Genomic DNA, 24,515 nt, shown 5'->3' with positions numbered 1-24,515 from the left:
CCCAAGCGGTGCGCACACGCACCGATCCGGACACCCCGCGGTCCGCCGAACCGCACCAGCCTAAGGCCGTCGCAGCTCCGTTGACCACTGGCTCAGGGTGCTGTCGTGCTGGTCGTGCACGAGTTGCCGCGCGATCGAGCCGGGACCTTCGAGTTGGAGCGTGTGCGGATGGTCGGGCAGGCGGTAACCGAGGGTGGTGACAGTGTCCAGACACCGAGCCTGGCCGAGGATCGCCCAGTTGACGCGCGCGTCGGGAGACAGGTCGAGATCCTCGGCGAGCAAGAGGTTGTGGTCCAGCCAGGCGCGGGTCACGGTCTGCAAAGTGCCACCCACCTCGCCGTGGCGACCGAGCACGAGGGACTCGCGCAGGTGCGCGGTGCAGCCGGCTGCGAGACGTGCCGTCGTCGTACGGGTCACGTCGGCGCCGGCGGATACGACGAACGGTTCGGCGTACCACTGGAGGCTTGCGCCGTCGGTCAGTTGGATGTCGACGTCCCATCTCGCGGCGCCGCCGCGCATCCCGTAGGCGACGGTGCCGGCGGTCTCGACGATCTCCAGCCGGACCGGCCCTTGAACGACGATCTCGATGCGTACTTCGTCGCCGGCGAGCAGCAGTGCGCCCGCCGCCACGAGAGCAACGCGTACGACGCCGGCCCGGCCGGGCAGCTGCCGCGGCGACAGGTGATCCGTAGTCAGCAGACAGCGGTCCCGGATCGGGTCGGCGGCGACCTCAATGCGTGTGGGCATGGGTGTGCGTGATCAGCTCGCCGTCCTCGCCGACATGCGAATGCGGCGCCATCGGCCCCGGATCGACGGGCGTGTGCTGTCCGTTCCGTACGACGTTGGTCATCGAACGCACCCAGTCCTTGAGCTTCGCGACCGATGCCGGATCCGTCCGCGACAGTGCGAGGACCGGCTTCCCCTCGCGCGCCGCCTCGGCGTCCTGGACCATCCGGTCGACGTCGACACCGACGTACGGTGCGAGGTCGGTCTTGTTCACGACGAGCAGATCAGCGCGGGCGATGCCCGGGCCACCCTTGCGGGCGACGTCGCCGCCGCCGGCCACGTCGAGCACGAAGATCTGCGCGTCGACGAGCGCGGGGGAGAAGGTCGCGGTCAGGTTGTCGCCACCGGACTCGACCAGTACGACGTCCAGCGGCGCGAAGTCCCGCTCGAGGTCCTCGACGGCGATCAGGTTCGGGGTGACGTCGTCGCGGATCGCGGTGTGCGGGCAGGCGCCGGTCTCGACGGCCCGGATCCGTTCCGGGTCGAGGACACCGGCCGAACGCAGCAGCCGCGCGTCCTCGTCGGTGTAGATGTCGTTCGTGATCACACCGAGGTTCAGCTCGTCGGCGAGCTCGCGGCAGACGGTGGCGATCAGCGAACTCTTACCGGTGCCGACCGGCCCGGCGACGCCCAGCCGGAAGGAGCGGGTCTCGTCATGCATGGAACAACCTCATTCTCTCGATCGAATGGTGGTGGGCGAAGACGTCGATCTGCGGTGCGCCGGTGGCGGGGATCTTCTCGGCCTCGGTCAGCGGCGCGACGTCGGCCACCAGCTGCTCGATCTCGTCATGCAACCCCGCCACCCACGTCGCCGCCTCCGCCGGATCCACCGGAAGCAACTTCAACGACGCCGACACCACGGTCTGTACGTCGTCGTACGCCACAACCCGCGCCAACTGCTCGGCGGACATCCCGGTCACGGCACCCACAACCCCGAGCACCACAGGCCGCGCGATCTCCGCATCACGCGGCAAATACCCGAACACCGCAGGCCAAACCCGCCCCACCACCCGCAACAAAACCCGCCCCTGCCACCGAGCCACCCCCCGCAGCACCTGACTAGGAGTCCGAGCCGCCCAAGCCCCCTCAACCCCAACAACCCACTCCACCCCGCCCCCACCCACACCGACCCGACCGTCGACACCGACCCGACCGTCCGCCGCGGCCCGACCGTCGAAACCGGCCCGACTGTCTGGTCCGTCCGCACCGTCCGCGCCAGCCCGACCGTCTGCTCCGGCTCGACCGTCCGCTCCCGCGGCACCAGCCGCACCGGCCCCATTGCTCGCCCCCGCGCCTTCCACCCCTGCCGCCGCAGCCCGCTCGTCGAGTCGTGGGTCGTGGCTCACGTTTTCAAACCGTGCTCCACGACTCGACGGAACGGCCTCCCGCCTAAACACACGACTCGACGCAACCGACTCCCGCCACAACGCACGACTCGGTGAACCCGGCCCAAAGACCGGCGCTGCCTCGTTCACCACCGATTCGCGGTCGCCGGGCGTCGCCTCGTTCACCACCGATTCGCGGTCGCCGGGCGTCGCCTCGTTCACCACCGATTCGCGGTCACCCGGCGTCGCCTCGTTCACCGCCGACTCGTGGACGTCCGGAGTCGCCACGTCGACGACCGATGCCTGCGCCCTCGCCTCCACGCTCTCGACCCGTCCCGCGGCCGCGCTCTCCACCCGAGCCGCAACCACGCTCTCCACCCCAGCCGCCTCCGCGCTCTCCACCCGTCCCGCGGCCACCTGCTCGTCGAGTCGTGAGTCGTGGTCCGGGTTTTCGAGCCGTGCCCCACGACTCGACGCAGCCGACTCCCGCCTTAACGCACGACTCGGCGGTTGGGGGTGGGCGGCGGTGGCTTGCAGGGCGAGGTGGCGGGTTACTACGGCGACCGCGGCGTCGGTGCGGGTGACCGTGCGGAGGCGGGCTCGGGCGTACGCCGCCACGTCAGCCAACTCCTTGCCTTCAGCACCCAACCCTGCGCGCACCGCGGGCTCCAGACCGGCGGACTGCGTGTGCCCGCCGGTCGGCAACCTCCCGTCGGCGAGCATCAGCGCGACCAGCTCCGCGGCGCCCATCAGAACATCGCGTAGAGCTGAGCGAGCGGCAGTACCTCGGCCGGCGCCGGCTGCACCAGATCACCGTCGATCTGGATCGCGAACGTCTCCGGATCGATGTCGATCGCCGGCAGCGCATCGTTGTTCTTCAGGTCCGCCTTGCCGACGTCCCGCGTCGGACGAACCCCGAGCAGCTGTCGCCGCAGCCCGAGCCGTTCGCCGAGCCCGTCCTCGAGCGCGGCCGGAGACACGAACGTGTACGACAGATCCGCCCCGATCGCGTCGCCGAACGCGGGCCGCATCAGCACCGGCTGCGGTGTCGGGATCGACGCGTTCGGATCGCCGAGCGCCGCCCACGCGATCGCCCCGCCCTTGATCACGAGACTGGGCCGAACACCGAAGTACCGCGGATCCCATAGCGTCAGGTCCGCGAGCTTGCCGGTCTCGACCGAGCCGACCAGGTGATCGATGCCGTGGGCAATCGCCGGGTTGATGGTGTACTTCGCGACGTACCGGCGTACCCGCTCGTTGTCGGCGACTGTCCCCAGCGCGCCGCGGCGGTGCTTCATCAGGTGCGCGACCTGCCAGGTGCGGGTGATGACCTCGCCGATCCGGCCCATCGCCTGGGCGTCCGACGAGGTGATCGAGAGCGCGCCGAGGTCGTGCAGGATGTCCTCGGCCGCGATCGTGGTGGCCCGGATCCGCGACTCGGCGAACGCGAGATCCTCGGGTACGTCGGGGCTCAGGTGATGGCACACCATCAGCATGTCGAGGTGCTCGGCGACCGTGTTGACGGTGTGCGGCAGCGTCGGGTTCGTCGAGCCGGGGATGACGTGCGGATACGACGCGATGGACAAGATGTCGGGGGCGTGTCCGCCGCCCGCGCCCTCGACGTGGAACGCGTGGATCGACCGCCCGGCGATCGCCCCGAGTGTCGACTCGACGTACCCGGCCTCGTTCAGGCTGTCGGCGTGCAGCGCGACCTGCAGCCCCCACTCGTCCGCGGCCCGCAATGCGGCGTCGATCGCGGCCGGCGTCGACCCCCAGTCCTCGTGGACCTTGTACCCGGCCGCGCCCGCGAGCGCCTGCTCGGCGAGCCCTTCGGCGCTGACCGTGTTCCCCTTGCCGAGCAACAGGATGTTCAGCGGTACGGCGTCCAGCGCGCGATGCATCTGCTCGAGGTGCCATGCCCCGGGAGTGACCGTGGTCGCTTTGGAGCCCTCACTCGGGCCGGTGCCGCCGCCGACGATCGTGGTGATCCCGGTCGCGAGCGCTTCGTCGAGCTGCGACGGCGACAGCAGGTGGACGTGGGAGTCGATCGCCCCGGCGGTGAGGATGCGACCCTCGCCGGCGATCACGTCGGTGGATGGGCCGATCCGCAGCTCGGGGTGGACGCCGTCGGCGATGTCCGGGTTGCCGGCCCGGCCGAGTGCGACGATGCGGCCGTCGCGGATCCCGACGTCGGCGCGGACGATGCCCCACCAGTCGACGACGAGCACGTTGGTGATGACGGTGTCGGGGGCGCCCTCCGCGCGGGTCGTGGTGCCCTGCGCCATCGACTCGCGGATGGACTTGCCACCGCCGAAGACCACTTCCTCGCCACCGACGGTGAGGTCCTGCTCGACCTCGATCCACAGGTCGGTGTCGGCGAGCCGGACCTGGTCCCCGACGGTCGGGCCGTAGAGGGCGGCGTACGCGGAGCGGGAGATCTCAACCACGGCTCACCTCGCACTGGATCTCGTTCGCGACGCCAGGCCGAACAGCGTCGGCGGGTGGCGCGGGCTTCACCTGGATCCCCGGCACTCGACGGTTGCCGCGGAGCGTGACGAGTGCGACCTCGCGCGAGGCACCCGGTTCGAAGCGCTGCGAGGTACCGGACGGGATGTCCAGGCGGAACCCGCGGGCGGCGTCGCGGTCGAAGGACAACGCGCTGTTCGCATCGGGCAGGTGCAGGTGCGAGCCGATCTGGATCGGCCGGTCGCCCGTGTTCACGACCACCAGCCGTCGGCGTTCGTCGTCGGTGCGGTCGGCGTTCAGTTCGATCGTGCCGGGCCGGACACGAACGGCTCCGGGGGCGTCTGTACGCGCGGGCGCACCGACGGCCACCTCGACGGATGCGTCGTCGGCCGACGTTGCTCCGGCGGTTGCGGCGTCGGCCGGTGTCGGGCTGGCTGCTGCCGTGGTGGGGGTTGCGGCGTCGGCTGCTGTCGGGCTGGCTGTTGCCGTGGTCGGGGTTGCGGTTGCTGGTTTGTCCGCGCCCTGTTCTTCCTTGCTAAGTCTAACGTTGTCGGCCATGGAATCTGCCTTCAAATGATCGGGCTGTGGATAGTGACGAGTTTGCGGCCGTCGGGGAACGTTGCTTCGACCTGGACGTCGGTGAGGAGGTCGGCGACGCCGGGCATGACCTGGTCGCGGGTGAGGACGGTGCGGCCGGACTGCATCAGGTCGGCGACGCGGGCGCCGTCGCGGGCTCGTTCGATGACCCAGGTGCTGAGCAGGGCGACGGCTTCGGGGTGGTTGAGCTTGACTCCCCGGGCCAGCCGGTCGCGGGCGACCATGCCGGCCACGGAGAGCAGCAGCTTCTCGACGTCGGCGGGGGTGAAGTTCACGACGGCATCGGGAGGACGTGGTCGGACACCTTGTCTGTGCTCAGGCAGAGTGAGCACACGGCCGCGTCGTGCGTGACGCAGGCGGTCATGTCGGGGCGTTCGTAGTCCTGGCGGCACACGTGACAGGTGAGGATCTCGCCGGAGGGGTTCCCGTGTTCGTCGTACATCGGCAGGTCGAGCCCGTCGTCCACCCGGCGAAGGTAGTACTTGCCACGCGTGATGACGGCCAGGACGGGCGGCAGTACGACGGCCAGTCCGATCGCGACGAGTGGTGAGTACGGCTTGATGGTGTCGCCGAGTCCACCGAAGAACACCAGGATCGACACACCGGCCGCGACCGCCATCGACACGAAGCCGACCGGGTTCACGGCGTACAGCATGCCCCGCCGGAACTCGGGGGCCTTGGGCGACAGCTTCAGCAGGTACTTGTTGAACACGATGTCCGAGGCAACGACCACGATCCACGCCATGCCGCAGTTCGCGTAGAACCCGAGGATGGTGTTGAGGAAGTCGAACATGTTCGCCTCCATCAGTACCAGCGCGATCACCAGGTTGAACCCGAGGAACACGAGCCGCCCGGGGTAGTGCCGGGTCAGTCGCGTGTACGAGTTCGTCCAGGCCAGCGAACCGGAGTACGCGTTCGTCACGTTGATCTTCACCTGGCTGATCACGACCAGTACGACGGCCAGCGTCATCGCCAGCCACCCGGGCAGGAACCCGCGGTAGATCTCGAGGAACTGGTGCACCGGCTGGTTCGCGATCGACGACGAGTCGGCGACGTTGGCGATGATGTAGACGGCCAGGAAGAGACCGATCACCTGCTTCAGCGCGCCGAAGATCACCCAGCCGGGTCCGGCGAGAAGCATCGCGGTCCACCAGCGGCGCGAGTTCTCCGGTGTCTTCGGCGGCATGAACCGCAGGTAGTCGATCTGCTCGGCGATCTGCGCGATCAGCGACAGGCAGACGCCGGCGGCCAGCAGCATCGAGCCGAAGTCGGCGTCGGGTCCGTAGTCGAAGAACGTCGACACTGACGACGGGTGCGACACGAGCAGGTAGCAGAACGGCAGCACCATCAGGATCAGCCAGAGCGGCGTCGTCCACACCTGAAGGGTGGAGAGCACCTTCATCCCGTAGATGACCAGCGGGAAGATCACCAGCGTCGACACCGCATACCCGAGCCAGAGGGGGATGTGCAGGCCGAGTTGCAGGCCCTGCGCCATGATCGAGCCTTCGAGCGCGAAGAAGATGAACGTGAACGACGCGAAGATCACGTTGGTGACGACCGAGCCGTAGTACCCGAAGCCGCTGCCGCGGGTGATCAGGTCGAGGTCGATGTTGTACCGCGCGGCGTAGTACGCGAGCGGCAGACCGGTCAAGAAGATCACCACCGCGAAGATCGCGATCCCCCACAGCGCGTTCGTCGTGCCGTAGGAGATCCCGATGTTCGCGCCGATCGCGAAGTCGGCGAGGTACGCGATGCCGCCGAGGGCCGAGACGGCGACGACGCCGGTCGACCACTTCCGGTAGCTGCGGGGCGCGAAGCGGAGCGTGTAGTCCTCGAGCGTCTCGCGAGTGGCGGTGGTGGGAGAAGGAGTGGTGGTGGTGCGGTGGTCGAGCGAGGGTTCAACAGCCATGGGCGAACTCCTGCGGCACCTTCGGGCGAGCGGTGCTCCGGCGGACCGGCGACGTTGCCGGCGGGGGATGCACCCGAATGGAAGGAACCTAGGAACGCCGTGTTACCGGCGTGTTGCCGAGTTGCTACGTTCGTGTATTTCCATCTGGAAGTACTTCGTGAGGTCGCGCTCGAGCAGTCGCTGCGTGGCGGCGAGGCGATCGGCGACCGTGCCGCCGACGGGGGAGAGCGCGGTGACGATCCGGCGCTTGTCGTCCGGATGGGTGCGGCGCAGTACCAGACCGCGCTCGACCAGCTTGTCCACGTGCCGGGTCAGACTGGCGGCCGGCAGTACGGCGGACTCCGCGAGCACCGACATCGGTTGACCCGGTTCCTCGCGCAGCGCCGCCATGATCCGCCACTGCTCGACGGTCAGCCCGAACTCGTCCAGCAGCGGCTGCAGCCCTAGCTCGATCTCGCGCTCGATCCGCTTGAGCGCCAGGAGCAGGTTCGACGCCATCCGCACCCCCCTCCTCGGTTCAGGTGCTGGGAAATATAGCCGTTCGGTCGAACTTCCGCCTCCGGTTCGGTCACACTGACCGGATGTACGGCGGGAGGAGGTGACCGTGCGGCGTACCGACGTACTGCCGATCGCCTTCGTGGTGCCGTTGCAGGGGCCGACCGGGATCTACGGTCCGTCCTGTCTGGCCTGTGGACAACTCGCCGTCGAGCAGCTGAACGCGCGGAACGGGATCGCCGGGCGACGGGTCGAACTCGTCCAGGTCGATGCCGGTCGACCGCCGGAAGTCGTCGCCGAGGAGGTCGGGCGGCTGGTCGACGCGGGGCGGGTCGAGGCGGTCGCCGGGTGGCACATCTCCGCCGTGCGGGTCGCGCTGACCCGGCGGATCGGCGGGCGGGTCGTGTACGCGTTCGCCGCGATGCACGAGGGTGGCGACGACACACCCGGCGTGTTCATGCTCGGGGAACGGCCAGTGAACCAGTTGCTCCCGGCAACACACTGGCTGCGCGAGCACCACGGCGCCCGGCGCTGGGTGGTCGTCGGCAACGACTACGTTTATCCGCGCGTCACCGGCGCGGTGGCGCGGGAGGCTCTGCAAGGTACCGGGTCCGAGATCGTCCGATCGGCCTACGTTCCGCTGGGTACGGCGGACTTCGGGGCCGTGATCGACGGGCTCCGGGCGACCGATGCCGACGGCGTGATCATGCTGTTGATGGGCCAGGACGCGGTGCATTTCAACCGCCAGTTCGCGGACGGCGGGCTGAGTGAGAGCCTGCTCCGCCTCAGTCCGGCGATCGAGGAGAACACGCTGCTCGGCGCGGGCCCGGGCGCGAACCACGGGGTGTACGCGGCGGCGGCGTACTTCGACGGCTTGACGACCGTGGAGAGCAGCGAGTTCGCCCGCCAGTACTACGGCCGCTTCGGCACGTTCGCGCCCGCGCTGAACGCCGTCGGCGAATCCTGCTACGAGGCGATCCGGTTCCTCGCCCGCCTCGGTGAGATCAGCGGCTCGGTCGCGATGTCGGCCGCGCTGCCGACCGGCCACTTCTACGACAGTCCGCGCGGCCTGCTCCGTCTCGACGGGAACCTCGTCGACCAGGACGTGTACCTCGCGGTCGCGGACGGGCTCGAGTTCCGGATCCAGGAACAGATCGCCCACACCCACTAACCACTATGAACCCATTTGATGGTTAGCTAGAGCCATGGAGGTCGAGGAGCGGTTCGAGTGGGAAGGCCGATCGATCGCATGGGGCCGGGCGGGTGACGGCCCGCCGGTGGTGTTCTGCCACGGGACGCCGTTCTCGTCGCGCGTGTGGTCGAAGTACGCGGACGCGTTGAGCGCCGACTTCACCGTGCACCTGTGGGACATGCCGGGGTACGGCGCGTCCTCGAAGGATCCCGCCCACGCGGTGGACTTCGGCGCACAGGCGAAAGCGTTCGCGGCCTTGCTCGATTACTGGGAGCTGGACCGGCCGCAGGTGGTGGCGCACGACTTCGGTGGCGCGGTCTCGCTGCGCGCGACGCTGGCCGAGCAAGCGGCGTACTCGTCGCTGATGCTCGTTGATGTGGTCGCGATTCCGCCGAGCGGGTCGCCGTTCTTCCAGTTCGTGAAGCGGCATCCGACGACCTTGGACGAGTTGCCGACGTACATCCATGAGGCGATCCTGCGGGCTTACGTGACCGCGGCGAGCCATCGCGGGTTGCGTGAGCCGGAACTCGAGGAGCTGGTGGCTCCTTGGCGCACGGAGGAAGGACAGTCGGCGCTCTACCGGCAGATCGCGCAGTACGACGAGACGTTCCTGGTCGAGAACGAGAAGGCGCTGGGCAAACTGGCGATCCCGGTCAAGGTGGTGTGGGGCCGCGACGACGCCTGGATCCCGACGGCGACCGGCCGACGACTCGCGGGGCTGATTCCGGGAGCGTCGTACGTCGAGGTTCCGGACGCCGGCCACCTCATGCAGTACGACGCCCCGGTGGCGCTGGCGACTGTCCTGCGGGAGTGGCTCTCACGATGACTGCCGCGTCGCCGAGGTCCGCGTGGTGAGCTGTGAGCCGGATCTCGCCGGCGGAGGACGCACCTAGCCAGAGCGCGGCAGCACCGCCATTCGACGCCAGATCGAACGAATTGCACCCGACGAGCCGGCCAGGTCCCTCAACTTCGAGGGTCACCGGACCGCTCACGGACGGCCGGAGATTGCCGTACCGATCGGTCGCCCGCAGGACGACCCGGGTCAGGTCGGTGCCATCAGCAACTATCTCGTTGTCATCGGCAAGGAGGTCGAGGCGGTCCTTGGTGCGGTCGAGGGAAAAGGACCTGATCAGGACGCGGCGGTCGTGCAGATAGCCGTCGATGCGGAGGTCCGCGGTCGCCGACAAGTGGATGAACGACGGCGGGTGCTTCAGAGCGCCGAAGCGGGTGGTGTCCGGGCGGATCGTCGCGACGTGGTCGGTGCCGAGGTAGATCTCGAGGTGCTGGAGATTCGAGCAGATCATCAGCTCGTCGTCGAGCGGCGCGTCCCAGTGGAAGGCCGGCGCGATGACGGGACGGTGCTCGGGATCGACCTGGGCTTGATAGATCGCAGCGCCGAGCTTGGGGATGCGGAAGGTGTCGGCGACTCCGTTGCATTTCAGCCGGTGGTCGACCCAGCCGTTCTGTGAGTCGTAGTCGAAGGCCTGCCAGGCGAGTACGCCGAGGTAGCGGTCGTCGGCCGCGGCTTGCTGGTGGACCTGGGCGTGCAGGAAGGCTTGGCGTGCCTGCACATCCTGGGGATCGGTACGGCGGTAGAAGTGCGGTCCGGCGAGGGAACCGATCGCTTCGGTGACGAGGTACGGGACGTCGGGCAGCGGTGCGAGGAGGGTCGCGCCGGTCTCGTCGTGGGCGTAGTCGTTGTAGGCGAAGACGTCCTGGTGGAAGTCGACAGTCGAGTACTCCGAGGCGACCATCGCCCCGCTGGTTGCGCGGTCGGGATCGAGACGTTGCGCGACTTCCTGAGTGCGGCGGTACAGCTCGGGGTGGTTGGCGGACTCGTTGACGCGGACGCCCCACACGACGACCGACGGGCGGTTCCGGTCGCGGCGGATCATCCGCTCCACGTCCGCGACGACCAGGTCCTGCCAGGCGGCGTCGCCGACGTACTGCCAGCCGGGGATCTCCTCGAAGACGAGCAGCCCGAGTTCGTCGCAGGCGTCGAGGAAGGCGGGGGACTGCGGGTAGTGGGCGCAGCGGGCCATCGTGCAGTTCAGCTCGTTCCGGAGGATCTCGGCGTCGCGTCGCTGGACCCGGTCCGGCATCGCCATCCCGGTCCACGGGAAGATCTGGTGGCGGTTGAGCCCGAACAGTTCGAGCCGGTCGCCGTTCAGGTAGAACCCGTCGACCTCGAACCGGGCCTCCCGGAATCCGATCCGCACCTTCCGTTCGCTGCTTTGGTTGCCCAGGTCGAGGCGCGCGATGACGTCGTACAGGACGGGGGAGTCGGGTGCCCAGAGCTGGATGTCGTCGAGGCCGGTCAGGGTGAGTTCGCCGGTGGTGGTTGTGCCCGAGGTGATCAGCCGACTGTCCGACGCTCGGAGTTCGACGGTGAGCTGGCCGGCGCCTTCGACGGTGCAGCTGACGTGGAGGCTTCGCGAGGACGGATCGAGGACGTTCAGTGGGCGGGCGTGCAGGTCGGTGATGAACGCGTCCGGCTCGCAGCGGACCTTGACGGAACGGGTCAGACCGCCCGGCTGGAAGTAGTCGACCGCGCCGTGCCCGTCAGGGTGACCATTCGGCGGGACGGGCAACCAGCGGGAATCGAGCGCGATCGCCAGCAGATTCCGGCCGGGCTTCACGAGGTCGGTCACCTCGTGCGTGAACGGCAGAAACCCGCCGAGTTGCGTGCCCGCGCTGATCCCGTTGACGAAGACCTCCGCCGCCTGCAGCGCCCCGTCGACGTCCACGAACACCCGCCGCGCGTCCGCCGGGATCTCGAACCACCGCCGATAACACCAGCGCCGCTCCCACGCGTCCGCCTCCCAGTCCCGCCAGGACAGCGGTACGACGGTGTGCGGGAGCGTGACCGGCTCGAAGCCGCTGTCGTCGTACGACGTCCCGACCGCGGACTCGTCGACCAGTTCACCGAACAGCCACCTGTCCATGCCCACGACCCTAACGATGTATTTATTGCGGCGCCTGTCGTCTCTCTTCGGGGTGATGAGATCTGCGGTAGTGGTCGGTGGCGGCATCGTCGGGCTGGCCGTCGCGCGCGCCTTGCAGCGTCGCGACCCCGGCACGACGGTCGTCGTACTCGAGAAGGAAGCGGCGGTCGGCGCGCACCAGACCGGGCACAACTCGGGCGTCATCCACTCCGGTCTGTACTACCGGCCCGGTTCCCTCAAGGCCCGGTTCGCCGTGGCCGGCGGGGCGGCGCTGCGGGAGTACTGCGACGAGAAGAGCATCCCGTACGACGTCCCGGGCAAGCTGGTCGTGGCCACGACCGAGGCGGAGCTACCGCAGCTTGATCGGCTGCTCGGCATCGGCCGGGAGAACGGCGTACCGGTCCGGCGCCTGACGCTCGACGAGGTGGCCGAACGCGAACCCCATCTGCGGGTGAAGGGCGCTCTCGCGGTCGACTCCACCGGCCGGGTGGACTTCGGTCTCGTGGCGGCTGCGCTCGCCGATGACGTGCGGGCCGCGGGCGGGGAGATCCGTACGGGCGTGTCCGTGACGGCCGTGGAGAACGCCGGTGCGTTGATCCGGGTCAGGACCACGGACGAGGTGATCGAGGCCGAGCGGGTCGCGGTGTGTGCCGGTCTGCAGAGTGATCGTCTTGCGCGGGCGTCTGGGCTCGAGCCGGGGGTGCGGATCCTGCCGTTCCGGGGTGAGTTCAGCGAGATCGTTCCGGAGCGTGAGTTCCTGGTGAAGGGGCTGGTCTATCCGGTGCCGGATCCTGACCTGCCGTTCCTCGGTGTGCACCTGACGCGCGGGATCGACGGGACTGTGCACGTCGGCCCGAACGCCGTACCTGCGTTGGCGCGCGAGGGCTACTCGTGGTCGAAGATCAAGCCACGGGATGTCTGGGAGGCGGCGACGTACCGCGGTACGTGGCGGCTCGCCCGCCGGTACGGGCGGACCGGGGCGAAGGAGATCGCGCGCTCGCTGACCGGGCGGGCGCTGGTCCGCGAGGCGCGGCGGATGCTGCCCGAGCTGCGCGTTGCCGATGTACGACGGTCCGGTGCCGGGGTCCGCGCGCAGGCCGTCACGCGGGAGGGGAAGCTCGTCGACGACTTCCTGTTCCTCCGCGACGGCCGGGCGTTGCACGTCCTGAATGCTCCGTCGCCCGCGGCCACTGCATGTCTGGTGATCGGCGAGCGCATCGCCGAGGAACTGTCGGCCGACCGCGCCTGAGATTGGCGGCAGCTCGACAGTACGTATACGTCCACTGCCCGCGATCCGGCCGGTCGCTCCGGCGTGAACCGACGGGGTACTACAGGTATACGTACTGTCGAGATGCCGCGCCGCTCGACGAGTCGACCGCCTTGGTGATGGTGGTGTGCACGGCGGTGCCTACGACGGTGGCGCGGCCGGCTCCGTCGCGATGGGGCGGGTAGCGGGGAATCTTTGGCCGCCTGGTGGCAATTGAGTTCCCTTGATCTGGAGAGGTGGGCTGCCATCCGGGCCGGCCTGATCGAGCCCTGACCGAACGTCATATCCAGGCAACAGCGGGGCAATCTTCAGGGGTCACCCTGGTGTCTATGGACTCGTTGCGAACGACGCTGACCGGTGGGACGGCGTGTGAGGTGTGTGGACGGCTCCCGCATCCTCGGCGGGCGCGGTTGACGCTGGCGAAGCTGGTGGCGGTCGCGCCGGTGGAGTTTGCGTTGCATGCGGTGGTGCTGGCGGCGCATCCGCCGTACCTGGTGTCGGTGGCGGTGCTGGCGAGTGTGACGACGGCGTTGGTGATCTGGGTGGTGGAGCCGTCGACGATGCGGCTGCTGCGGTCGTGGTTGCATGCACCGACGGTTCACCCGCGGCGGGGGATCGGGACGTTGTGGCGCATCCGGGTGACGCTGGACGACCGGGCGGGGGCTCTGGAGCGCCTCACCCGGCGGCTCGCGGTGCTGGACGCCAACATCCTGGGGTTGCACGTCCATCCGATCGACGACGGAGTACGGGACGAGTTGGTGGTGTCCACACCGGACGAGATCACCGCGGCCGACCTGGAGGTCGCTGTCGAGTCGGCCGGCGGCCGGGAGACCCACGTCTGGCCGACGACCGCACTGGCGTTGGTGGACGGTCAGACGAAGGCATTGAGCCTGTCGGCGCGGGTCGTCGCAGATCCCGCTGAGCTGCCGCACGCGGTCGCCGAGTTGCTCGGCGCCCAGCTGGTCACCGATCGGGTGACGCTCGCAGGTCAGTTCGCCGACGACGGCACGGTCCTCAAGGTGCCGTCACCCTGGACCGGCTTGTTCGCGTTCAGCCGCCCGGGGGAGCCGTTCACCCCGGCAGAGTCCGCCCGCGCCCACCGCCTCGCGGAACTCGCCGAGGCAGCCCAAACCCTCACGAAGTCCCGCTGACCGGTGGGCTTCAGGTCGTCTGCCGGGCGTCGTGGAGGGCATCGGCGATGTGATCGGCCCACTCACGGATCTCCTCCCAGTCGCGGGCATCCTCGGCCAGACCCTCGAGCTCCGGGTGCCGGGCGACGGCGTCGTCCTGGAGATCACCGGCGAAGGTCTTCACCGGCGGCGCGTGGACGAGCTGCACGAGGTGCGCGACGTCCGGCGGAACGGGCTGCTCCTCCTGCCGGTCGACGCCGATCGGCCCGGACTGGAACAGCCACACCGGCCGGGAACGCAACTGCACCTCGTGCTGCCGCAGGAACCGCACTGCCTCCGGACGCCATTGCCCCTCGTAGATCGCGCTGCCGAGCAGCACGGCGTCGTACGGCGTCACCGCTTGGACCGCGCCGACCTCGCGAACGTCGACCTCGACGCCGGACGCCCGGAGCCTGGCCCCGATCGCAGCGGCGATACTCGCGGTCGCGCCCATCGACGTTGCGTAGCTGACAAGTACTTTCTCGGACATGCCTCCAGCGTGTCGACGCTGCCGTCACGCGGTCAGGGTCATCCGGCCCGGATCGGCGGGGCCGGATGTCAGCGCGACGAGGTGTGCCGGCCGCGGCGTGATGTGTGTGGGGGGATGCGCGGCCCTGGGTTGGGAAGAGCGGGCCCACGGGGCCCCGCGCGGGGACTTCTGTCTCCCCGAGTCGGGCCGGAGGTCTGTGGTCCGGTTCACAGTTGCAACCGACAATCGAAGCAACTGATGGGAGGCTGCGATGAGCACGGCGGTCAGAACCAGCAAGCACGCGCGCCGGCGGCCGAGCCGGGCCGAGATCTGGAGGCAGCTCGAGCGGGCGTCGTTCCTGGTACTCAGCCATGTGACACCGAGTGGCCGGCCGCGGTCGAGCGGGGTCGTCTACACGGCCGGTCACGGCAGGCTGTACGTCGCCGTCGCGCCGCACAGCTGGAAGGCGCTGCACATCCCGGCGATCGGCCAGGTCGCGGTCACGGTGCCGATCCGGCGCGGCGGCCTGCTCGCGCTGCTGTTCCCGATCCCGCCGGCGACCATCAGCTTCCACGGCTGGGCGGTCGTCCACCCGCAGGGCGCGCCGGACGTCAACTCCCTGTCACCCGCGCTCGCCAGACTCGTCCCGGCCGAACGTCTCGCGGACTGCCGAATCGTCGAGATCTCTCCCGAAGGCGAGTTCCTCACCTACGGCATCGGCATCCCCCTCCGCAAACTCCGCAACCCAGCAGCCGCCCGCGCCCACATCCCGGTCGAGGGCGGACCGGCGTAGCAGCCCTCGGACTGCTCGGGTGGGTGTGCGACGACGAGAGGAGCCAACGGCGCCTTCAGCACGGTTCGCGGTGGGGTTCCGCCACATCATGCTGCGTTCGGCTCCCCTCGCCTGGTTTCAGTGCACCTAGGCCGGTGACGTCCCCCCAGAGGCGAAGGTCACCGGTCGGCCGATCCATTCGCCGGTTGTTCGTCGGCTGAAGGCTCCGGTGTGGGTCCGCCGCCGCGGCGTTCCTTGTAGAACTCGATGCCGAGGTGGCGAAGGATCGCTTGTTCGGGGCTCGCCGAACCGGCTCCCGAGCGGCGAGTGGCGACGGTACGCCGGGCATCCCGCTCGGCGCGGCTCTTCTCGAGATCGCTCATGGCTCGCTCCTCTCACCCACCTCCAGCACACGCCCGGCGGCCCCGGCCGGGCAAGGCAGAAGTTCCCGTCAGCTGAGGACCGGACGGCCCTGGTTCTGTCGCCGATGGACTGCGGAGGATGGCTGCGAGAGCAGAAAGCCCAGCACGGAAGCCCAGCACGGAAGCCCAGCGCGAAGTCCCCCAGGTGGAAGGACCGGACATGACCACTAGTAGGCGGTGGAGCGTCGACATCTACCTCGACGAGCATGAGGACGAGCGAACCACGCATGCGGAGGCTCGGCTTCGCACCAACGACAAGACGCACCTACTCGGCCGCGGTGCCGCGCACCGCAACCCGGCTGACACCGAGATCGCCGAGATCGGCGACGAGCTGGCGGTGGCGCGCGCGTTGTCGGACCTGGCCCACAAGCTGCTGCACACAGCGGCCTCCGACATCGAGGCCATCACCCACGAGCGCGTCCGCCTGCACGGCTGAACCCGGCAGCCGCGGATTCATCCCGTCCGCGAAGCAGGCCCGGCTTCGGCATGCCGTTCGGTGAACCAGCCTCGCCAGCGCAGGAACAGCAGCGTGCCGCCGATCAGTAGCGCCGGTATCCAGTACAGCAACGCGGTCAGCGCCACCGCCCCGAACGGCCTCCCGCCAGGCAACGCCGATGGCGGCCAGACCAGCCACCAGCGCTTCTTCGCGTGGGCTCGCACCGTGGACTGGACCGCCGTACGCCGGTGGTCTCGAGGCGGTGCACGCGCCACTGGTCCGCGCTGGCATGCCACGGCGAGATCAGGCCGAGGACCTCGCTCTCGGCGTACGCGCGCAGGTGCCGGCGACGCGAGCGGCCACTCGTCGAGATCGCATGTCAGCGCAGCGGGCAGAGGATGCACTTGCCGATCGCGAACGGCACCAGCCCCAGCACGGCTGGTAACACAGCGGTGTGCGGAACGCGGTCCACGTGCCACAACGAGACCGCGACAGCGACCATCAGCGCGGCGACGCGCACGCCGCGATGGCCGATCACAGTCTGTGCGCCTCGCGCCAGCCGCACGGCAAACTCTCGGCCCAATTGCATGAGGGGTCCTTCCAAGGGCCTCCGGTACGGCGCGGTGCGGCGCGTCGGACCGGCATCTTCGAAATGCGGCGACGCTAACCGGCCGGGTCGAGAACGGCATGTCGAAGCGCGTCGGGCCCACTGGTGGTCTACCGCCTCGCCAGGAAGCGGCTCTCGGCGCGCAGGCTCAGGTAGCACAGGCCGGCCAGCGGAACCGGTGCCCAGAACTGGAGCAGCCGCCAGGACAGGACCGCGAGTACGGCGGTGTCGGCGGGGACGCCGAATCCGATCAGTCCCGAGATCGCGACCCCTTCGACGACCGCGATGCCGCCAGGGGTGAGCGGTACGACGGCAGCCAGGTTCGCCGCGCAGTACGCGAGAAGCACCGGAACCGGGCTGATCACCTCGCCGTACGCCGCGAGGAAGGTCCAGAGCACCGCGGCGTCGAGCAGCCAGTTGAGCGTCGCCCAGACCAGGAACGCAGTACGTACCGCGGGATCGGCGAGCAGGTCGCGGAGCCTGACGGCGGTCGAGGCGATCCACGGGCGGACCCGTTGCGGGAGGTGCCGTTGGGCTGCCCGGACCAGTCGCGCGGCGAAGCGTTCGAGCGTCGATCGCTCCCGGACAGCGAGCGCGCCACAGGCGATAACTGCGAGCCCGACGAGGAACATCGTCAGGTAGGCGGGTGTTGCGGTCTGCAGGAACAGCGCCGGAATCGACACCAGCCAGGCGATCAGGACCAACGCGAGCGGCGAGCCGACCGCCTCGGCCGTGACGGTTGCCGTCACGTCCGCCGGATCCGCGCCACCCATGACCAGCAGCCGGAACCGGATCGCGGTGGCGGTCGCCGCACCACCGGGTACGACGTGACTCACGCCGTACCCGGTGAGGTCCGAGCGGAGGATCCAGGAGAACCGGGGCCGGCTCGTGCCCAGCAGAGCGCGGCTGAACAGCGAGTAGCAGACCAGGCTGCCTGCTTCGAGGGTGGCTGCGGTGAGCACCCAGATCGGGCGCAACTGCGAGACGCGGTGCAGCGACTCGCGAGCGAGCGAGAGCTTGGGGAGAACGACGTACTCGATGAGCGCGAAGAGGACGATCAGTGAGATCGCCGACCAGAGCCGACGGTGCCAGGCAGGCCGGGACGCCCCGGTCGCACTGTCCATGCCGCGCTCCCTCCCACCAGCAGTCTGCGCTGCCGAACGGCGAGCTGGGAGGGCCGAAGGTCCGCCCGGTTCCGGTGCGGACGCCCCTGCTCCCGAGCTGGCCCGCGAGCTGAGCTGGAAATACAGGAAGGGCGAGCGGAAGGAGACACGATGGCGAGCACACTGCAGCACCGGGACAGCCGGCGGCAGTTCGCGGACCTGTTCGACTGGGCCGAGGGTCTGCCAAGCCTGTTCCCCATGCCGGCCACGATGCGTGGCGTCCGGATCGAGGAGTTCGCCGATGACGACAAGTACGTCGTCCGCGCGGAGCTGCCAGGTCTGGACCCGGGTAAGGACATCAAGGTCGAGATCGCGAACGGGATGCTGACCATCTCGGCGACTCGTCACGAGGAGGAGCACGACGGCGGCCACTCCGAGTTCCACTACGGCACACTCACCCGCCGGGTGCTGCTCCCGGACGGAGCTGACGAGCAGAACGTCGTCGCGAAGTACACGGCCGGAATCCTCGAGGTGACCGTCCCGATCGTGGCGAAGGCCGCGGAGGCGCGGACGATCGCGATCGAGCACACCGACTGACGACATGCCATGCCCGGCCGGCCGCAACCGGCCGGGCGACGGTGTGAGAGGGGACGATGATGAGGCGGTTGGTGATTCTCGGTGGTGGTACGGCCGGGACGTTGGTGGTCAACAAGCTGCGGCGTCGGCTGGCAACTGCCGACTGGCAGATCACGGTGATCGACCGAGACCACGACCACGTGTACCAGCCCGGTTTGCTGTTCGTGCCGTTCGGCGGCCGGGGAGATCTGCGCCGTCCACGCCGGACCGTGCTGCGTCGGGGCATTCAGTTGCTGTTCGGCGAGATCGAGCGCGTTGACCCGGAGCGGAAGAACGTCCGGCTGGCCGGCGGTGACGTGGTCGGCTACGACTACCTGATCATCGCGACCGGGACCAGCCCGCGCCCGGACCAGACGCCAGGGATGCTCGGCCCCGAGTGGCGCCGGAGCATCCACGATTTCTACACGTACGACGGCGCGTTCGCCCTGCGTGATGCCCTGAGCCATTTCACCGGTGGACGGCTGGTGGTGCACGTCGTCGAGCAGCCGGTCAAGTGCCCGGTCGCACCGCTGGAGTTCGTCTTCCTCGCGGAGGCCTTCTTCCGCCGGCTCGGAATGCGGGACCAGGTGGAGTTCGTCTACGTGACGCCGTTGGACGGTGCGTTCACGAAACCGATCGCGTCGCGGTACCTCGGCAGGCTGCTGGACGAGCGGAAGATCACGGTCGAGACGGACTTCCTGGTCGAACGGGTCGACGCCGAGCGCAGGACTCTGGTGAGCTACGACGAGCGTGAGATCGGGTACGACCTGTTGGTCACCGTGCCGCTGAACATGGGGGCCGACTTCGTCGCCGCGTCCGGACTCGGCGACGAGCTGAACTACGTTCCCGTCGACCGGGGCACGCTGCAGTCGGCGGTGTACCCGGACATCTTCGCCATTGGCGACGCCAACGATCTACCGACGTCGAAGGCCGGCTCGGTGGCGCACTTCTCCGGCGAGATCTTCGTCGGCAACTTCTGCGAGTACGTCGCCGGGCAGCCGATGACCGGGCGGTTCGACGGCCACGCGAACTGCTTCGTCGAGACCGGCGACGGCAAAGGGCTGCTGATCGACTTCAACTACGACACCGAACCGCTGCCCGGGCGTTTCCCGCTCGGCCGGCTCGGACCACTGTCCCTGCTCCGGGAGACGCGAGCGAACCACTGGGGGAAGCTCGCGTTCCGCTGGGTCTATTGGCACCTGCTGCTCCCGGGCCGCTGGCTGCCGGTGCCGGCCCGGATGTCGATGGCCGGCAAGCACCGGCCGCACGAGGAGGTAGCACCATGACCACCGTCCACGTCGATGCCGAGGGTTTCCTCACCGAGTACGGCGAATGGACCGACGACCTCGCGGTGCAGCTCGCCGCCCGGATCGGGATCGAGCTCACCGACGAGCACTGGAAGGCGATCCGCTTCCTGCGGGAGGACTACCCCACGCACGGCGAGACCGCCACGCTACGACGGGTGTCGACGCTGGCCGGCATCCCGGTGAAGCAGCTGTTCGTGCTGTTCCCCGGCAAACCGGCCAAGAAGATGGCGTACGTCGCCGGTCTGCCGAAACCGCGTGGTTGCGTGTGAGACAGGAGGCACCGCCATGACCACCACACTGCCGCAGGTCGTCCCGGACTTCGACGACGTCGCGACCGTCGGCCGCAAGCTGGCCGTGATCTGTTCCAAGGGCAACCTGGACATGGCCTACCCGGGCCTGATCCTGGCCAACGCCGCGCTGGGGGAAGGTGTCGAGACGCACCTGTTCTTCACGTTCTGGGGGTTCGACATGATCACCCGGTCGCGGATGCACGACCTGAAGTTCACGATGCTCGGCAACACCGCGACGCATAAGCCCCAGGGCCTTGGCGGTCTGCCTGGCATGACCGCGATGGCGACCCGCCAGATGAAGAAGCAGATCCGCGAGATCGGCGTCCCCGACGTACCGGAGTTTCTCGACCAGATCGTCGCGTCCGGCGGTCACCTGTGGGCCTGCCGGATGTCCGCTGACCTGATGCACCTCGACGAGAGCGACCTGTACGAGGCCGTCGAGGGCATCATCAGCGCCGCCGACTTCATCGAGAAGACCGACGGAGCCCAGATCATCTTCATCTGAACCGTGACCGGCCCCGCCCTCAGCGGGCGATGTAACCGCCGTCGATGTACAGCTCGAGACCGGTGACGAACGAGGCGTCGTCACCGGCCAGGTAGGCCACGCCGGCCGCGATCTCGTCCGGTCGGCCGAGCCGTCCCATCGGCGTGAGCTCGGTCATCGTCGTCCAGAACGGCGTACCGCGGGCTGCGTCCAGGATCGGGGTGTCGATGAAACCGGGATGGATGGAGTTGACCCGGATCCCGTCGGCCGCCCAGTGCAGGGCCGCGTTCTTGGTCAGCGTCCGCACCGCTCCTTTCGCCGCGTGGTACGCCGGAGAGGTGCCGAAACCGCCACTGGTGCCGAAGATCGAGCTGATGTTGACGATCGATGCGTGCGCGGACGCCTTCAGGTAGGGCGCGGCGGTTCGCATCCCGAGGAAGACGCCGGTCTGGTCGACGTCGAGGGTGTGCTGCCAGTCCTTGAGCGTCGTCTCCTCGATCGTCGCCAGGTCTCCCAGGCCGGCGTTGTTGACCAGGATGTCGATGCCACCGAGCCGTTCGGCCGCGAGCATGCAGACGCGCTCCCAGTCGGACTCGCTCGCGACGTCGTGCTGGGCGAATTCCGCCTGCGCACCGGAGTCCCGCAGCGCTTCGGCCACGGATTCACCGGCGTCGACGGCGATGTCGGTGAGCAAGACCGCGGCGCCTTCGGCTGCCAGCCGCCAGACGGTCGCCTTGCCGATGCCGCTTGCCGCGCCGGTGACCAGCGCGACCCGATCGTCAAACCTGCCCATGGCGTTCTCCTTCGTAGGTGTGGGCCGTGCCGGCCCGGGCGGTATGCATTGCTGCAGGTACGGCGAGCGCGAGGGCGGGTACGGACCAGAGCCAGAAGCCCCAGCCGAACAGCATCAACGCCAGGTGGAAGAGCACGACGGCGACGTAACCCGCGAGCGGCGCCGTGACGAGCAGGGCCGCGATCGTCAGTTCGGCGGCCGCGAGGAGCAAGGCCCACCGGGTGGGGTGAGCCATGAAGACGCTCTGCCAGTCGTTCTCGATCCAGCCGAACAGGCCGGCGTTGGCGAATCCGTCGTACGAGCGGGGAGTGGTGAGCGCCAGGACCACGTGGACGCAGGCGCCGGACGCGAAGAGCGCGACGAAGCCCCAGTGGATCGCCCGCCAGATGGTCGCCGGGCCAGTGTGGGTAGCCGGGGCGGTCATCTCAGCCGCCGGTGGCGGCGGCGGGGATGACGGCGACGGGGCAGTCTGCGTGGTGCAGGACAGTCTGGCTGACGGAGCCGATCAGCATGCCGGTGAAGCCGCCGCGGCCGCGGGCGCCGAGGACGATGAGGGCGGCGTCGGACGCGAGCCTGAGGAGGTGTTCCGCGGGGTGGCCGGTGATCTGGACGAGCTCCGCGTCGTGACCGTCGCGTTTGTGAACCGCTGTCCGCAGCTCGTCCTCGCTGATGCGGTGCAGGCCGGTGCCGGCGGGTTGCGCCGCGACGACGCGGACGTCGAGGTCGTGCCGGTGGGCGTAGTCGAGGCCGACGTCGAGCGCGGTGTCGGCGGCCGGCGAACCGTCGTACCCGATCACGACCCGGATGCCGGCCAGGCTGCCGAGGTCGGGGCGTACGACGACCACGGGGCACCGGGCATTCGCCACCAGGTCGAGCCCTGTCGAACCGAACAGCGCACCGACCATCGTCCCGAAGCCGCGGGTGCCGATCACTACCGTCGAGGCTTCGGCCGATGCCCTGACGAGGATCGTCGAGGGTGCGCCACGATCGAGGTGCGCGTCGATCACGAGATCCGGTTGCAGATCGCGGGCCAGTTCGGCCGCGCGGTTCACGATGTCGCCGGCGTCGGCGGGCGTGCGCCCGGGGGCGACCACGTGCAGCAGCCGGAGGTCGCTGCCCAGCGACGCGGCTTCGGCGGCCGCCCACTTGACCGCGACGTCGGCAGCCGGCGACCCGTCGATCCCCACGACTACGGGGCGGCGCTTCATGCGGGCTTCCTCGACGGGACCGACTGAAGGATTCCGTCGCCCGCCACCATCAGCTCACGCAGCCGTGCGACGAATCGGGCGGCCGGTGCGCCGTCGACCACGTCGTGATCGAGACTGACGGTCAGCTGCAGGAACTCGCGCTCGACGAGGACGCCCTGGAACAGGACCGGCCGCCGGGCGATGCCGCCGACGACCACGCTCAGCGTGTGCAGCTGGAATCCGATGCCCCAGCCCGCGCCCGCGCCGAACATCCCGACGGCCGTCACCCCGACGGTCCCGGCCAGGGCCTGCTGACGGTGCGGCAGCCGATGCAGCCCGCCGAGCAGTGCGACCCGGACAAAGCCGGGCAGCAGCAGATATCCCCGGACCCACGGAGCCTTGCGAACCGACGCGCTGCGCTGTGGATCCGCCTTCACCGCGTGGATCTCGTCGGACAGATCCTCGACCGTACGCCGGGCCGCGTCGCGCAGCACGTGGGTGAACGCGAACGGGACGCCGTCGACGTCGACCTCCACCGGGAACCCGATGTCGACCTGGCCGAAGACGATCTCGCGGCCGCGCAGGTCGCGATAGGCCTGCACGGCGGGGTCGGCGGCCACCGCCGCGGCCACACAGTGCACGACGAACGCCGTGAACAAACGATTGCCCTCGATGCTGCGAAGCATGCCGCGGGCGGACGTCACATCGACCTCGAACAGCCCGTGGATGGCGTGCCGGCGACGAGCGGCGCGCCCGGTGTCGATCACCAGTTGCCGGACCCACGGCGCCCGTCGTACCTGCGCGTCCTGCACGAGGCCACCTCCCGAACCGCCCTGGTCCGAGCATGCGCCGGTGCGCGGCCCGCCCGCACCGGTCGATCGGTCCCGAGGGCGCGGGACTTTGGACTCTCAGCCGCCCCAGTCTCAGCCGCCCCAGTCTCAGCCGCCCCAGTCTCAGCCGCCCCAGTCTCAGCCGTTCCAGTCTCAGCCGTTCCAGTCTCAACCGCTCCAGTCTGAGCCGCCGGGTGTCAGCTGCGCAGCCGGGCCGCGTGGTCGGGGACCTGGGTCTGCATGTCGCGGGGCGGGCGCTCGTACCCCTTCGACGGCGGGCGGGCCGGCAGTTCGAGCGGCAGTCGCTGGACCTCGTGGTACGGGATCGTCGACAGCAGGTGCGCGATCATGTTGATCCGCGCGGAGCGTTTGTCCTCGCTCTCCACGACGTACCACGGTGCCTCGGGGATGTCCGTGTGGACGAACATCTCGTCCTTGGCCCGCGAGTAGTTCTCCCAGCGGGTGATCGACTCCAGGTCCATCGGCGACAGTTTCCAGCGCCGCATCGGGTCGTCGAGCCGGCTGCGGAAGCGGTTCTCCTGCTCGCTGTCACTGACCGAGAACCAGTACTTGCGCAGCAGGATGCCGTCCTCGACGAGCAGCCGCTCGAGGATCGGGGACTGGTGCAGGAACCGCGCGTACTCCTGGTTCGTGCAGAACCCCATCACGTGCTCGACACCGGCCCGGTTGTACCAGCTGCGGTCGAACAGCACGATCTCCCCAGCGGCCGGCAGGTGTTCGACGTACCGCTGGAAATACCACTGCGACCGCTGCCGCTCGGTCGGGGCCGGCAGCGCCGCGATCCGCGCGACCCGTGGGTTCAGGTACTCCGTGACGCGTTTGATCGTGCTGCCCTTGCCGGCCGCGTCCCGGCCCTCGAAGACCACCACGACCCGGGCGCGCTCGACCCGCACCCACTCCTGGAGCTTCACCAGCTCGGCCTGCAGCCGGAGCAGCTCCTTCTCGTACCGCTTCTTCGGCAATCGTTTCGTGTGGGTCATGCTGCACGATCTCGCATCCGCGGCCCGGATCCCAGCAGTCACGCCGGG

Annotated in this window: 29 protein-coding genes; 10 read left to right on the top strand and 19 right to left on the bottom strand. The window is 69.2% G+C overall.

Going from position 1 to position 24,515, the window contains the following annotated elements; genetic code table 11:
• Positions 1-60: 60 nt before the first annotated feature.
• The 8 genes from ACWGID_RS12835 to ACWGID_RS12800 form a co-directional block, all read right to left on the bottom strand.
• On the bottom strand, positions 61-747 hold the full coding sequence (locus ACWGID_RS12835; protein ID WP_452196609.1) for an urease accessory protein UreD: 687 nt from the start codon (positions 745-747) through the stop codon (positions 61-63).
• The gene (gene ureG / locus ACWGID_RS12830) at positions 731-1,447 is read right to left on the bottom strand and encodes an urease accessory protein UreG (RefSeq protein ID WP_452196608.1); all 717 of its coding nucleotides are present in this window, start codon (positions 1,445-1,447) and stop codon (positions 731-733) included. Before ureG ends, ACWGID_RS12835 begins: the two co-directional genes overlap by 17 nt.
• Complete coding sequence (locus ACWGID_RS12825) at positions 1,440-2,861, bottom strand: urease accessory UreF family protein (protein WP_452196607.1); 1,422 nt, start codon at positions 2,859-2,861, stop codon at positions 1,440-1,442. The genes ureG and ACWGID_RS12825 overlap by 8 nt, the downstream gene beginning before the upstream one ends.
• A complete protein-coding gene (locus ACWGID_RS12820) occupies positions 2,861-4,558 on the bottom strand; it encodes an urease subunit alpha (RefSeq protein ID WP_452196606.1) in 1,698 nt (565 codons plus the stop codon). The genes ACWGID_RS12825 and ACWGID_RS12820 overlap by 1 nt, the downstream gene beginning before the upstream one ends.
• Positions 4,551-5,135: an urease subunit beta gene (gene ureB / locus ACWGID_RS12815; protein WP_452196605.1), complete on the bottom strand. Its 585-nt coding sequence runs from the start codon at positions 5,133-5,135 to the stop codon at positions 4,551-4,553. Before ureB ends, ACWGID_RS12820 begins: the two co-directional genes overlap by 8 nt.
• Positions 5,136-5,146: 11 nt before the next feature.
• Positions 5,147-5,449: an urease subunit gamma gene (locus ACWGID_RS12810; RefSeq protein WP_452196604.1), complete on the bottom strand. Its 303-nt coding sequence runs from the start codon at positions 5,447-5,449 to the stop codon at positions 5,147-5,149.
• A complete protein-coding gene (locus ACWGID_RS12805) occupies positions 5,446-7,083 on the bottom strand; it encodes a purine-cytosine permease family protein (protein WP_452196603.1) in 1,638 nt (545 codons plus the stop codon). Before ACWGID_RS12805 ends, ACWGID_RS12810 begins: the two co-directional genes overlap by 4 nt.
• Before the next feature lie 102 nt (positions 7,084-7,185).
• Positions 7,186-7,581, bottom strand: coding sequence for a MarR family winged helix-turn-helix transcriptional regulator (locus ACWGID_RS12800; protein WP_452196602.1), 396 nt, complete (start codon positions 7,579-7,581; stop codon positions 7,186-7,188).
• A gap of 106 nt (positions 7,582-7,687) precedes the next feature.
• Here ACWGID_RS12800 and ACWGID_RS12795 point away from each other — a divergent pair, with 106 nt between their 5' ends.
• Positions 7,688-8,749: a substrate-binding domain-containing protein gene (locus ACWGID_RS12795; RefSeq protein ID WP_452196601.1), complete on the top strand. Its 1,062-nt coding sequence runs from the start codon at positions 7,688-7,690 to the stop codon at positions 8,747-8,749.
• A 34-nt stretch (positions 8,750-8,783) separates the two neighbouring features.
• Positions 8,784-9,596 (top strand): alpha/beta fold hydrolase, encoded by an 813-nt coding sequence (locus tag ACWGID_RS12790; protein ID WP_452196600.1) that lies wholly within the window; start codon positions 8,784-8,786, stop codon positions 9,594-9,596.
• Here the strand turns inward: ACWGID_RS12790 and ACWGID_RS12785 are convergent.
• On the bottom strand, positions 9,535-11,715 hold the full coding sequence (locus ACWGID_RS12785; RefSeq protein ID WP_452196599.1) for a glycoside hydrolase family 2 protein: 2,181 nt from the start codon (positions 11,713-11,715) through the stop codon (positions 9,535-9,537). The two genes, ACWGID_RS12790 and ACWGID_RS12785, sit on opposite strands and share 62 nt — an antisense overlap.
• 55 nt (positions 11,716-11,770) lie before the next feature.
• On the opposite strand from ACWGID_RS12785, the gene lhgO reads away from it, so the two are divergent.
• Positions 11,771-12,964: an L-2-hydroxyglutarate oxidase gene (lhgO, locus tag ACWGID_RS12780; RefSeq protein ID WP_452196598.1), complete on the top strand. Its 1,194-nt coding sequence runs from the start codon at positions 11,771-11,773 to the stop codon at positions 12,962-12,964.
• A 347-nt stretch (positions 12,965-13,311) separates the two neighbouring features.
• Positions 13,312-14,133 (top strand): amino acid-binding protein, encoded by an 822-nt coding sequence (locus ACWGID_RS12775; protein ID WP_452196597.1) that lies wholly within the window; start codon positions 13,312-13,314, stop codon positions 14,131-14,133.
• A gap of 10 nt (positions 14,134-14,143) precedes the next feature.
• Here ACWGID_RS12775 and ACWGID_RS12770 read toward each other — a convergent pair whose 3' ends face one another.
• Positions 14,144-14,641, bottom strand: a complete 498-nt coding sequence (locus ACWGID_RS12770) for a flavodoxin domain-containing protein (protein ID WP_452196596.1) — start codon at positions 14,639-14,641, stop codon at positions 14,144-14,146.
• Between the two features lie 250 nt (positions 14,642-14,891).
• On the opposite strand from ACWGID_RS12770, the gene ACWGID_RS12765 reads away from it, so the two are divergent.
• Positions 14,892-15,413, top strand: a complete 522-nt coding sequence (locus tag ACWGID_RS12765) for a hypothetical protein (RefSeq protein WP_452196595.1) — start codon at positions 14,892-14,894, stop codon at positions 15,411-15,413.
• A 158-nt stretch (positions 15,414-15,571) separates the two neighbouring features.
• Here the strand turns inward: ACWGID_RS12765 and ACWGID_RS12760 are convergent, their stop codons facing one another.
• Positions 15,572-15,775, bottom strand: a complete 204-nt coding sequence (locus tag ACWGID_RS12760; protein WP_452196594.1) for a hypothetical protein — start codon at positions 15,773-15,775, stop codon at positions 15,572-15,574.
• A gap of 199 nt (positions 15,776-15,974) precedes the next feature.
• Here ACWGID_RS12760 and ACWGID_RS12755 point away from each other — a divergent pair, with 199 nt between their 5' ends.
• Positions 15,975-16,250, top strand: coding sequence for a DUF1876 domain-containing protein (locus tag ACWGID_RS12755; protein ID WP_452196593.1), 276 nt, complete (start codon positions 15,975-15,977; stop codon positions 16,248-16,250).
• A 17-nt stretch (positions 16,251-16,267) separates the two neighbouring features.
• On the opposite strand, the gene ACWGID_RS12750 is transcribed toward ACWGID_RS12755, so the two are convergent.
• The 3 genes from ACWGID_RS12750 to ACWGID_RS12740 all read right to left on the bottom strand — a co-directional run bounded on the left by ACWGID_RS12750 (position 16,268) and on the right by ACWGID_RS12740 (position 17,981).
• On the bottom strand, positions 16,268-16,525 hold the full coding sequence (locus tag ACWGID_RS12750) for a hypothetical protein (protein WP_452196592.1): 258 nt from the start codon (positions 16,523-16,525) through the stop codon (positions 16,268-16,270).
• Positions 16,526-16,629: 104 nt separating this feature from the next.
• Positions 16,630-16,839, bottom strand: a complete 210-nt coding sequence (locus ACWGID_RS12745) for a hypothetical protein (protein WP_452196591.1) — start codon at positions 16,837-16,839, stop codon at positions 16,630-16,632.
• Positions 16,840-16,967: 128 nt separating this feature from the next.
• A complete protein-coding gene (locus ACWGID_RS12740; RefSeq protein WP_452196590.1) occupies positions 16,968-17,981 on the bottom strand; it encodes a lysylphosphatidylglycerol synthase transmembrane domain-containing protein in 1,014 nt (337 codons plus the stop codon).
• Positions 17,982-18,131: 150 nt separating this feature from the next.
• On the opposite strand from ACWGID_RS12740, the gene ACWGID_RS12735 reads away from it, so the two are divergent.
• Genes ACWGID_RS12735 through ACWGID_RS12720 form a run of 4 tightly spaced genes read left to right on the top strand, consistent with a single transcriptional unit; the run spans position 18,132 to position 20,677 of the window.
• On the top strand, positions 18,132-18,557 hold the full coding sequence (locus ACWGID_RS12735; RefSeq protein ID WP_452196589.1) for an Hsp20/alpha crystallin family protein: 426 nt from the start codon (positions 18,132-18,134) through the stop codon (positions 18,555-18,557).
• A 59-nt stretch (positions 18,558-18,616) separates the two neighbouring features.
• The gene (sqr, locus tag ACWGID_RS12730) at positions 18,617-19,861 is read left to right on the top strand and encodes a type III sulfide quinone reductase, selenoprotein subtype (RefSeq protein WP_452196588.1); all 1,245 of its coding nucleotides are present in this window, start codon (positions 18,617-18,619) and stop codon (positions 19,859-19,861) included.
• Positions 19,858-20,151, top strand: coding sequence for a TusE/DsrC/DsvC family sulfur relay protein (locus ACWGID_RS12725; RefSeq protein WP_452196587.1), 294 nt, complete (start codon positions 19,858-19,860; stop codon positions 20,149-20,151). The genes sqr and ACWGID_RS12725 overlap by 4 nt, the downstream gene beginning before the upstream one ends.
• A gap of 16 nt (positions 20,152-20,167) precedes the next feature.
• A complete protein-coding gene (locus ACWGID_RS12720) occupies positions 20,168-20,677 on the top strand; it encodes a DsrE/DsrF/DrsH-like family protein (RefSeq protein WP_452196586.1) in 510 nt (169 codons plus the stop codon).
• A 19-nt stretch (positions 20,678-20,696) separates the two neighbouring features.
• Here the strand turns inward: ACWGID_RS12720 and ACWGID_RS12715 are convergent, their stop codons facing one another.
• The 5 genes from ACWGID_RS12715 to ppk2 all read right to left on the bottom strand — a co-directional run bounded on the left by ACWGID_RS12715 (position 20,697) and on the right by ppk2 (position 24,467).
• A complete protein-coding gene (locus ACWGID_RS12715; protein ID WP_452196585.1) occupies positions 20,697-21,449 on the bottom strand; it encodes an SDR family NAD(P)-dependent oxidoreductase in 753 nt (250 codons plus the stop codon).
• Positions 21,436-21,873, bottom strand: a complete 438-nt coding sequence (locus tag ACWGID_RS12710) for a hypothetical protein (RefSeq protein ID WP_452196584.1) — start codon at positions 21,871-21,873, stop codon at positions 21,436-21,438. Before ACWGID_RS12710 ends, ACWGID_RS12715 begins: the two co-directional genes overlap by 14 nt.
• 1 nt (position 21,874) lies before the next feature.
• Positions 21,875-22,657: a universal stress protein gene (locus tag ACWGID_RS12705; protein WP_452196583.1), complete on the bottom strand. Its 783-nt coding sequence runs from the start codon at positions 22,655-22,657 to the stop codon at positions 21,875-21,877.
• Complete coding sequence (locus ACWGID_RS12700) at positions 22,654-23,448, bottom strand: 2-oxo acid dehydrogenase subunit E2 (RefSeq protein ID WP_452196582.1); 795 nt, start codon at positions 23,446-23,448, stop codon at positions 22,654-22,656. Before ACWGID_RS12700 ends, ACWGID_RS12705 begins: the two co-directional genes overlap by 4 nt.
• A 215-nt stretch (positions 23,449-23,663) precedes the next feature.
• Positions 23,664-24,467, bottom strand: coding sequence for a polyphosphate kinase 2 (ppk2, locus tag ACWGID_RS12695; protein ID WP_452196581.1), 804 nt, complete (start codon positions 24,465-24,467; stop codon positions 23,664-23,666).
• Positions 24,468-24,515: the final 48 nt, after the last annotated feature.

This window comes from Kribbella sp. NPDC054772 (genome assembly GCF_053611945.1).
The sequence above is the reverse complement of the archived record's forward strand: the minus strand, read 5'-3'. Positions and strand labels throughout refer to the sequence as shown.

Excerpts from the sequence above, each read along its gene's own strand:
- ACWGID_RS12740 (WP_452196590.1), bottom strand. The coding sequence starts at position 17,981 with ATGGACAGTGCGACCGGGGCGTCCCGGCCTGCCTGGCACCGTCGGCTC.
- sqr (WP_452196588.1), top strand. The coding sequence starts at position 18,617 with ATGAGGCGGTTGGTGATTCTCGGTGGTGGTACGGCCGGGACGTTGGTG.
- ureG (WP_452196608.1), bottom strand. The coding sequence starts at position 1,447 with ATGCATGACGAGACCCGCTCCTTCCGGCTGGGCGTCGCCGGGCCGGTC.
- ACWGID_RS12790 (WP_452196600.1), top strand. The coding sequence starts at position 8,784 with ATGGAGGTCGAGGAGCGGTTCGAGTGGGAAGGCCGATCGATCGCATGG.
- ACWGID_RS12755 (WP_452196593.1), top strand. The coding sequence starts at position 15,975 with ATGACCACTAGTAGGCGGTGGAGCGTCGACATCTACCTCGACGAGCAT.
- ACWGID_RS12805 (WP_452196603.1), bottom strand. The coding sequence starts at position 7,083 with ATGGCTGTTGAACCCTCGCTCGACCACCGCACCACCACCACTCCTTCT.
- ACWGID_RS12725 (WP_452196587.1), top strand. The coding sequence starts at position 19,858 with ATGACCACCGTCCACGTCGATGCCGAGGGTTTCCTCACCGAGTACGGC.
- ppk2 (WP_452196581.1), bottom strand. The coding sequence starts at position 24,467 with ATGACCCACACGAAACGATTGCCGAAGAAGCGGTACGAGAAGGAGCTG.
- ACWGID_RS12770 (WP_452196596.1), bottom strand. The coding sequence starts at position 14,641 with ATGTCCGAGAAAGTACTTGTCAGCTACGCAACGTCGATGGGCGCGACC.
- ACWGID_RS12705 (WP_452196583.1), bottom strand. The coding sequence starts at position 22,657 with ATGAAGCGCCGCCCCGTAGTCGTGGGGATCGACGGGTCGCCGGCTGCC.
- ACWGID_RS12735 (WP_452196589.1), top strand. The coding sequence starts at position 18,132 with ATGGCGAGCACACTGCAGCACCGGGACAGCCGGCGGCAGTTCGCGGAC.
- ACWGID_RS12825 (WP_452196607.1), bottom strand. The coding sequence starts at position 2,861 with ATGGGCGCCGCGGAGCTGGTCGCGCTGATGCTCGCCGACGGGAGGTTG.
- ACWGID_RS12775 (WP_452196597.1), top strand. The coding sequence starts at position 13,312 with ATGGACTCGTTGCGAACGACGCTGACCGGTGGGACGGCGTGTGAGGTG.
- ACWGID_RS12760 (WP_452196594.1), bottom strand. The coding sequence starts at position 15,775 with ATGAGCGATCTCGAGAAGAGCCGCGCCGAGCGGGATGCCCGGCGTACC.
- ureB (WP_452196605.1), bottom strand. The coding sequence starts at position 5,135 with ATGGCCGACAACGTTAGACTTAGCAAGGAAGAACAGGGCGCGGACAAA.
- ACWGID_RS12835 (WP_452196609.1), bottom strand. The coding sequence starts at position 747 with ATGCCCACACGCATTGAGGTCGCCGCCGACCCGATCCGGGACCGCTGT.
- ACWGID_RS12765 (WP_452196595.1), top strand. The coding sequence starts at position 14,892 with ATGAGCACGGCGGTCAGAACCAGCAAGCACGCGCGCCGGCGGCCGAGC.
- ACWGID_RS12785 (WP_452196599.1), bottom strand. The coding sequence starts at position 11,715 with ATGGACAGGTGGCTGTTCGGTGAACTGGTCGACGAGTCCGCGGTCGGG.
- ACWGID_RS12800 (WP_452196602.1), bottom strand. The coding sequence starts at position 7,581 with ATGGCGTCGAACCTGCTCCTGGCGCTCAAGCGGATCGAGCGCGAGATC.
- lhgO (WP_452196598.1), top strand. The coding sequence starts at position 11,771 with ATGAGATCTGCGGTAGTGGTCGGTGGCGGCATCGTCGGGCTGGCCGTC.
- ACWGID_RS12715 (WP_452196585.1), bottom strand. The coding sequence starts at position 21,449 with ATGGGCAGGTTTGACGATCGGGTCGCGCTGGTCACCGGCGCGGCAAGC.
- ACWGID_RS12745 (WP_452196591.1), bottom strand. The coding sequence starts at position 16,839 with ATGCAATTGGGCCGAGAGTTTGCCGTGCGGCTGGCGCGAGGCGCACAG.
- ACWGID_RS12710 (WP_452196584.1), bottom strand. The coding sequence starts at position 21,873 with ATGACCGCCCCGGCTACCCACACTGGCCCGGCGACCATCTGGCGGGCG.
- ACWGID_RS12720 (WP_452196586.1), top strand. The coding sequence starts at position 20,168 with ATGACCACCACACTGCCGCAGGTCGTCCCGGACTTCGACGACGTCGCG.